At 54.0% G+C, this 6,888-nt stretch carries 7 protein-coding genes and 1 pseudogene; 1 reads left to right on the top strand and 7 read right to left on the bottom strand.

Annotated elements, in window-relative coordinates:
• From CPT76_RS37655 to CPT76_RS21990, 6 genes and pseudogenes are all read right to left on the bottom strand, one after another.
• On the bottom strand, nt 1–1,153 hold a 1,153-nt coding region (locus tag CPT76_RS37655), incomplete at its 3' end, for a multicopper oxidase domain-containing protein (RefSeq protein ID WP_181152994.1).
• A 200-nt stretch (nt 1,154–1,353) separates the two neighbouring features.
• On the bottom strand, nt 1,354–2,289 hold the full coding sequence (gene holA / locus CPT76_RS22005; RefSeq protein ID WP_219845457.1) for a DNA polymerase III subunit delta: 936 nt from the start codon (nt 2,287–2,289) through the stop codon (nt 1,354–1,356).
• The gene (locus tag CPT76_RS40295) at nt 2,286–2,732 is read right to left on the bottom strand and encodes a ComEC/Rec2 family competence protein (protein WP_258168758.1); all 447 of its coding nucleotides are present in this window, start codon (nt 2,730–2,732) and stop codon (nt 2,286–2,288) included. The genes holA and CPT76_RS40295 overlap by 4 nt, the downstream gene beginning before the upstream one ends.
• 180 nt (nt 2,733–2,912) lie before the next feature.
• A pseudogene (locus CPT76_RS36750) lies at nt 2,913–3,370 on the bottom strand (ComEC/Rec2 family competence protein); the annotation flags it as partial.
• A gap of 323 nt (nt 3,371–3,693) precedes the next feature.
• Nucleotides 3,694–4,212, bottom strand: coding sequence for a deoxycytidylate deaminase (locus CPT76_RS21995; RefSeq protein ID WP_076169763.1), 519 nt, complete (start codon nt 4,210–4,212; stop codon nt 3,694–3,696).
• 107 nt (nt 4,213–4,319) lie between these two features.
• Nucleotides 4,320–4,997: a ComEA family DNA-binding protein gene (locus CPT76_RS21990; RefSeq protein ID WP_258168735.1), complete on the bottom strand. Its 678-nt coding sequence runs from the start codon at nt 4,995–4,997 to the stop codon at nt 4,320–4,322.
• 194 nt (nt 4,998–5,191) lie between these two features.
• Between CPT76_RS21990 and comER the strand changes: the two genes are divergently transcribed.
• Nucleotides 5,192–6,025 carry a late competence protein ComER gene (comER, locus tag CPT76_RS21985; protein ID WP_105444475.1) on the top strand — a complete coding sequence of 278 codons (834 nt, stop codon included), beginning with the start codon at nt 5,192–5,194 and terminating at the stop codon, nt 6,023–6,025.
• On the opposite strand, the gene CPT76_RS21980 is transcribed toward comER, so the two are convergent.
• A partial coding sequence (locus CPT76_RS21980) for a class I tRNA ligase family protein (protein WP_146116400.1) occupies nt 6,022–6,888 on the bottom strand: 867 nt, incomplete at its 5' end. The genes comER and CPT76_RS21980 overlap by 4 nt on opposite strands.

Below are 6,888 nucleotides of genomic sequence, written 5' to 3'. Positions count from 1 at the left end.
GTTTGGCCGATTGTTGATGGGAGTGGTACCAATACGTTCCCGCTTGTTTGGCTTCGAAGCGGTATACATGCGTTCCACCGGGCGGCACAGAATCTTGGGTCACCCCGGCAACTCCGTCTTCTGCATTCGGCACATTATAGCCATGCCAGTGAATCGTCACCCCCTCTTCAATATCTTTATTTTTCAAAACAACTTCAACAATCTGCCCTTGTTTCACGCGTAATTCCGGCCCCGGAGCAATCCCGTTAAAGGTCCAGGCCTCCATCGTCTTGCCGGAACTTAATTTCACTTGCTTCTTCTGGGCGACCAATTCGAAATGGCGGTCTGCTTTCTCGGTTTGAGAACCTGTTAATGCGGTTACGCTTATTTCTTTAACGTTCAAGGTATTACTTATGGTATTACTCTTGGTATGGTTCATGGAATGATTCATCGCTTGCATATCCATTTCGTGATCCATGCTGCCCATATTCATATGGTCAGGCAGTACGGACGCTTTCATCGATAAGGCGTACCAGCCGCCAATGAGAATCGCAAGGCAGGCACTGGAGATTACCGCATGCTGAAGTCTTGTAGATACCGTCATCGCATAATTGGCTTTGACCCGTTTTCGGCTGAGGCGTTGTTGCCGAAACCACAAAACAACGATAACCGCAGCGAAGGACAGCCATAGAATAACGGCATGTAACACATTTAACTCAAACGGGTAAACAACATAGGAAAAGTAACAGCCTGCGATCGAACTGATCAGAGCAGCTTGCACGGGAAGCATAAGCCCGGGTGAGGTCAGGATCTTCCGATCCGTTTCGTCTACAGTGGATTGGAGATTTTCCGGTATTCGGCTGGTGATCTTGCGCAGCATCAAAAGGGGTACTATCGTAGAGATTGCCGAAGGAATGAACAGCGGCATGGTGAGGAGGACCTTCTCTTTTATAAATTCCCATCCATACGTCCCTAATAAAAACAGGATGACGACTTCGGCAATGACCAGACCTTGAGCGATAAAGAAAGGGATCATGAACCGGGCGATACTTCGCTGCAGCTCCTTTTTTGTGGACCGGTAGGGTAGACGGCTCAAACGATTCGCGATCACCGCCCACATCACAATCAAGAGAAACAAGACGATAAAATCAATCAGATAGATCAGTTTGAACATGATTAGCAAGCTCCTTCCTCTATAAAAGACGAGAATATTTACTGATGTCAAACCCATCATAAAAAATTTATTCATTTATTCCAACGCATTTAAATCTATGAAAGTATTGACTAAAAGGAATGAATGATAAAATAAAAACACCGCCCTTACGCTCCAAAGCGCAAAAACGGTGCCTCTTTCACATCCATTCGATTGTTACGCTACCCCGCCAGTCTGAGCAGGAACAGCTCCAGGCCGAGCACTTTATCAATAGCCCCGGTCTTCATCTGGTAATCGAGATCTCCGAGCCTGCTGAGGATCGCCTTCAGCTGGTTCGGCTGAAACTTGCGCGCCTGCTCCCCGGCAATCTTGACCGCATAAGGATGCAGTCCCAGTTGGGAAGCGATTTGCTGCTGCGAATAGCTTTGGCCGCCGAGGTCCTTCACCTGCAAAATAATGCGGAATTGGCGGGCGATCAGCGCTGCGATTTTGATCGGCTCCTCCTTCTGCTTCAGCAGCTCATAGAAGATGCCCAGCGCCTGATCCAGCCGCAGATTGGCGATCTCCTCAACGAGGGCAAATACGTTCTGCTCCGTGCTCCGCGCCACCAGCCGGTCCACGATGTCCGTCGTCACGGTACCGCCGCTGCCAGCATACAGGCACAGCTTGTCCACTTCGGCTGCAAGCGTCTGCAGCTGTGTGCCCGCGTTGCGGACCAGCATCTCCGCCGCCCCCGGGGCGAAGCTGCATTCGCGCTGCTTGGCCTTCTTCTCGATCCACCGCAGCAGCTCGTCGCTGCCCATCGGCATAAAGGAAAGCACCGTGCCGGCGCTTTTAACCGCCTTAACGACCTTTTTGCGCTCGTCCAGCTTCTCGTTGTTCACCAGGAAGATCAGCACGCTGTATTCCGCCGGATTACCTATGTATTCAAGCAGCGATTCCATGCGGTGTTCGACTTTGCCTGAGTCCTTCCCTGCGGTAAATACGGCTGCGTCCCGAACGAAAATAAGCTTTCGCTGCACCATAAAAGGAATCATTTCTGCCTCTTCCACGACTTCCTGGATCGGGGTGTCGGCCAGATCATAGTGTACGATCGCAAAATCCCGCTCCTCCTTCTGCAGCAGCTGGTCCTCCATGAGTGAGGTAAATTCATTCATCTGGTATTTCTCGGTTCCGTACAGGAGGTAGACCGGCGATACATCACCCTGGTCACGAGAAACGACAACTGGAAGCTTACGCTCAGCAGATAATATGGATTCCAGAGCAGCATGAGCAGCGCCGCCGCGCTGAGGATGTTCAATCCGTCCTTCAGCATCCCCTTTCGGGCTGCATACAGCCCGATCATACTCATAATCCCCGCCCGCACGACGGACGGACTGACTCCTGACAGAAGAACGTACAGGGGCACGAGCAGCATGACAAGCAGCAGCGATTTTTCACGGGAGAGGCGCAGCAGGGAAAAGATATAGAGCAAACAGCCAACGTACACGGCGACGTGCATACCCGAGATCGCCAAAATATGGGTCAGGCCCAGTTGGGAGAATTCTGCGTAGGTTTCGGGATCCAGGTCGTCTTGAAGCCCGATGATCAGCCCCTTCATATAACCGGCATGGGGTTCCTGGAAAATCCGGTCGATCATTCCGCTCAGGCCGTTCCTCGCCTGATCGTTCCAGCGTAGAAGAAGGGTCATGCCAAAGCCGGACGGAGCTGAAGCCTGGACATTGGAGGCTCCGGTGGCTTTAAACAACCAATGAATTTTCTGGGTCACCAGGTACTGACGGTAATCGAAGCCGCCGAAGTTCCGGGCGCTCTGCGGCTGCGTGAGGCTGCCGGAAATCCGGACCGGTCCCCCCGCTGCCATTGGCGGGCTGCTTCCTGCTCCTGCTGGCTTTTTAGCTTGACCTGCACCATGACCTTTTCGGACACCGCACGCTCGCTGCCCGTACTCGTTCCGGCATCCCGTGAGTTGGATTTACCGCTGGCTGCGGTCCCACCGATAGGTACCGCTTGTCGAACGCTCATGACAAAATCGGCTCGGTCCCCGTCGACTTCGACGGCGGAGGCGATCATGCCTGTCATTCGGACACTGGCTCCGTCCATTTGGGCAGCATCAGCCGCCTGAAGGGCTTCGGGGAGCTTGGATACATTTGCGGCTTCCTGCAGCTCCCAATACGCTCCCGACGCCGCTAAGGCGCACCAGATGATGATCACGGTCCGGAGGAAGTCTCTCCGGTACATACCGAGCGCTGCCAACAGCAGCGATGCACCTGCGATCAGGAGAAGCAGCCTTGAACCCGAACAGGCATACGCTGCGCTGCTGCCGGCGATCCAGCTTACCGTGAATACGATCAGCGGTCTTTGTTTCATATCACACACTTCCCTTCTTTACATATAGGCTTCCGACGGTTTCTCATACGCACTTCGCCTGCGCCTTCTTTACGGAAACCAAAAAAGGACCCCTGCCGGCAGCCGTGCTGCGGACAGAGGTCCTTCCCCTAATGATGGTGTATTCCATATTTCCGAATATTCCTGTGTAACCGTATGTTCAGTCTTTCTGTCAATTAATCCGCTACCGTCATCACCGTTTCCCGTGGCGGCTCATAGACGGGCAGCCGGCGGAAGGTAATGCCCTTCTGCCGCATCATTTCCGTAACCTTCTCCGTATCCTTAGGATACGGACGGTGATACACGATCTCGGTCACGCCGCTGTTCGCCAGCATGTTGGCGCACGTCCAGCAGGGCTCGTCCGTAACATAGACGGAGCTGCCTTCCCGGTCGATGCGGTCGGTGAACAGCAGCAGATTTTGCTCGGCATGAATCGTCCGGACGCAGCGCTGCTTTTTCACCATTTCCTGCTTCCCGTCCACGTCAACAAGCTCGTACTCCTCAGCGATCATGCACCCCGCTTCCGAGCAGTCAGGCACGCCCATCGGCGCTCCGTTATACGCGGTGCCGAGCAGCTTCTTCCCTTGAACGAGCACGGCTCCGACATGGCGCCGGGAACAGCGCGAACGCGTCGATACCATATATGCAATATCCATAAAGTAAGTGTCCCAGTCTTTTCGGGTATCAACCGTCATGAATCCATCACCTGATTTCCGTAGAATGTGTACATATTGTATCACAAGAAAAACGTTTACCGATATACCTACATGGGAGACAACGCATTTAGCGCCTAACGGATCACCTACAGCTGTATGTACGGCTTCATTTTTTCCAGCATTTTGGGCCCGATGCCTTTGACCTTGTCCAAATCCGCAACCGATTTGAACGGTCCGTGCTGATTGCGGTATTCCAGAATGGCTTTGGCCTTGGCCTCACCGATCCCCGGAAGATCGGTCAACTCCGTTAGTCCTGCGGTATTGACGTTGACCTTTTTGCCCTGCGCTCCGGCATCTGTCTGCGAACCGGACACCGCGTCAGCCGAACCTCCAGGCGGTGGCTGCTTGGATGAAGTTCCTGCCGGCCCTGAAGCCGCATTCGCCGCAAGTTCAGCGTCAGAATGAGTGCTTCCGTTTGCCGCTTGGCCCGCCGCCACTTCATCTCCCGAACTCTGCGCTTGATCTGTCGTATTTCGGCTGACATTCGCCTGCGCGGATCCCGAGGGTACGGCGTCCTGCTTGGCAGCCGGGTTGGCTTCCTGCTTAGAACCTTGCTCCTGCTTTTGTTTGTCATCCGCTGCCGCGGCGCCTTTAGGCAATTCGCCTGCCGAACCGCCCGTTTTTTCGTTCAGAACGCTTTCAACCCTGCCGTTGAGTGGCTGCCACTGCTCCATGCCGCTGCTTGTATGAATTCCTGACAGCAGAATGGCCCCGCTTCCCAGCACGGCACAAACGATGCTGACGACTGCCGATATTCTTTTCACAACATGACACCCCGATTCTATGAAATGACTTGAAATGACTCGCTGTCGGTCCATAGATGAAGTACAAAATAACATACACTGAAAATTTATAACTCTATAATGCTGAATTAGCCGTCATGGTGGCCAAGTTATAGCGCATACACTAATGGGAACGATCATGTCGTTACTGCGAAGCACGAAAGGAGGGAACCTATATGAAGGTAGGATTTATCGGAACCGGCAGCATGGGCAGCCTGCTGCTTGAGGCCCTGATTGATTCGGGTTCGCTCGCTCCAAACCAGGTCTATGCCAGCAACCGTACCCCCGAGAAGGTTATCCGGCTCCAGCAGCGACACCCCGGTCTGCATGTATGCACCAGCAACGCGGAAACCGCGCACAACAGCGATCTGATCTTTTTGTGCGTGAAGCCGCTTCAATTTAAAGCAATTCTGGATGAAATCGGGAGCACGCTTCGGCCCGATCAAATGGTGGTATCCATCACGAGTCCGGTGCAGATCCATCACTTGGAGTCGGCTTTGTGCTGTAAGGTGGCCAAGATCATTCCGAGCGTGGCCCACCGCGTTCAAAGCGGCGTCTGTCTATGTATGTATGGCAGCCGGATAAAAGAGGAAGACAGGCAGCTCATCGAGCATCTCCTGTCTCCCATCAGCAAGCCCATCATCATCGATGAATCCTTTGTCAGGATCACATCGGATTTATCCAGCTGCGGGCCTGCCTTTTTAAGCTTTTTTCTGGATCAGTGGATCAACGCCGCCGTAGAAACGACCGGCATGGACCGCGGCGAACTGACGTGGATCGCCGGGGAAATGCTCCTCGGTACGGGTAAACTGCTGACGCAGGGAGGCTTAACGCCCCTTGAGCTGCAGAAGCGGGTAACCGTTCCCGGCGGCATTACCGCCGAAGCGCTTGCCCTGCTGGACAGCAGCTTAACCGGCGTCTTTCACCGTCTGATCGCCACAACCCACGGCAAATATAAAGAGGATCTGGAAAAGTGTGACGCCCAGTTCGGCGGCCCCGGTGCCGATTAGTTCGCAACGATGTTTACAAGCTTACCCGGTACCGCAATGACCTTACGTACGGTTTTCCCGTCAATGGCCTGCTGCACGTTCTGCAGCGACATGGCATGTTCCTGCATGGCTTCCTGGCTCATATCTTTGGCGATCATCGCCCGCTGAACGATTTTGCCGTTGACCTGAATGACGATTTCGACTTCCGATTCCACGGTCCAGGATTCGTCATAGGACGGCCACGGTACGTAAGTAATGCTCTCCTGATGGCCCAGACGCTCCCAAAGCTCTTCCGCGATGTGCGGAGCGAGCGGCGACAGCATCTGCACGAAGTTCTCGATCGCCAGACGCGGCAGCGCATCCGCTTTGTAGGCTTCGTTGATGAAAATCATCAGCTGGCTGATCGCGGTGTTGAAGCGCAGATTCTCCAGGTCGTCGGTCACTTTCTTGATCGTTTTATGCCATGTCCGCTTGAACTCATCGCTGCCATCGCCGTCCGTAATTTTGCTGCTGAGGCTGCCGTCCTCGCTGACGATCAGGCGCCACACGCGGGAGAGGAAGCGGTGCGCGCCTTCCACGCCGTTCTCGTTCCAAGGCTTGGTCGCTTCCAAAGGCCCCATAAACATTTCGTATACGCGCAGCGTGTCGGCACCGAACTGCTCTACGATTTCGTCCGGGTTAATGACGTTGCCGCGCGATTTGCTCATTTTCTCATTGTTTGTTCCCAGAATCATGCCTTGGTTGATCAGCTTCTGGAACGGTTCCTTGGTCGTGACGACACCGAGGTCGTACAGGAATTTATGCCAGAAACGGGCATACAGCAGGTGAAGCACCGCATGCTCGGCTCCGCCGATGTACAGATCGACAGGCAGCCATGCCTCCTG

The organism is Paenibacillus sp. AR247, from assembly GCF_002968895.1.
GTDB classification, from domain to species: domain Bacteria; phylum Bacillota; class Bacilli; order Paenibacillales; family Paenibacillaceae; genus Paenibacillus_AQ; species Paenibacillus_AQ favisporus.
The sequence above is the reverse complement of the archived record's forward strand: the minus strand, read 5'-3'. Positions and strand labels throughout refer to the sequence as shown.

Bases quoted from the DNA above. Each gene is read 5' to 3' on its own strand.
- CPT76_RS40295 (WP_258168758.1), bottom strand. From the start codon at position 2,732: ATGAAGGGGCTGATCATCGGGCTTCAAGACGACCTGGATCCCGAAACC.
- comER (WP_105444475.1), top strand. From the start codon at position 5,192: ATGAAGGTAGGATTTATCGGAACCGGCAGCATGGGCAGCCTGCTGCTT.
- CPT76_RS21995 (WP_076169763.1), bottom strand. From the start codon at position 4,212: ATGACGGTTGATACCCGAAAAGACTGGGACACTTACTTTATGGATATT.
- holA (WP_219845457.1), bottom strand. From the start codon at position 2,289: ATGAATGAATTTACCTCACTCATGGAGGACCAGCTGCTGCAGAAGGAG.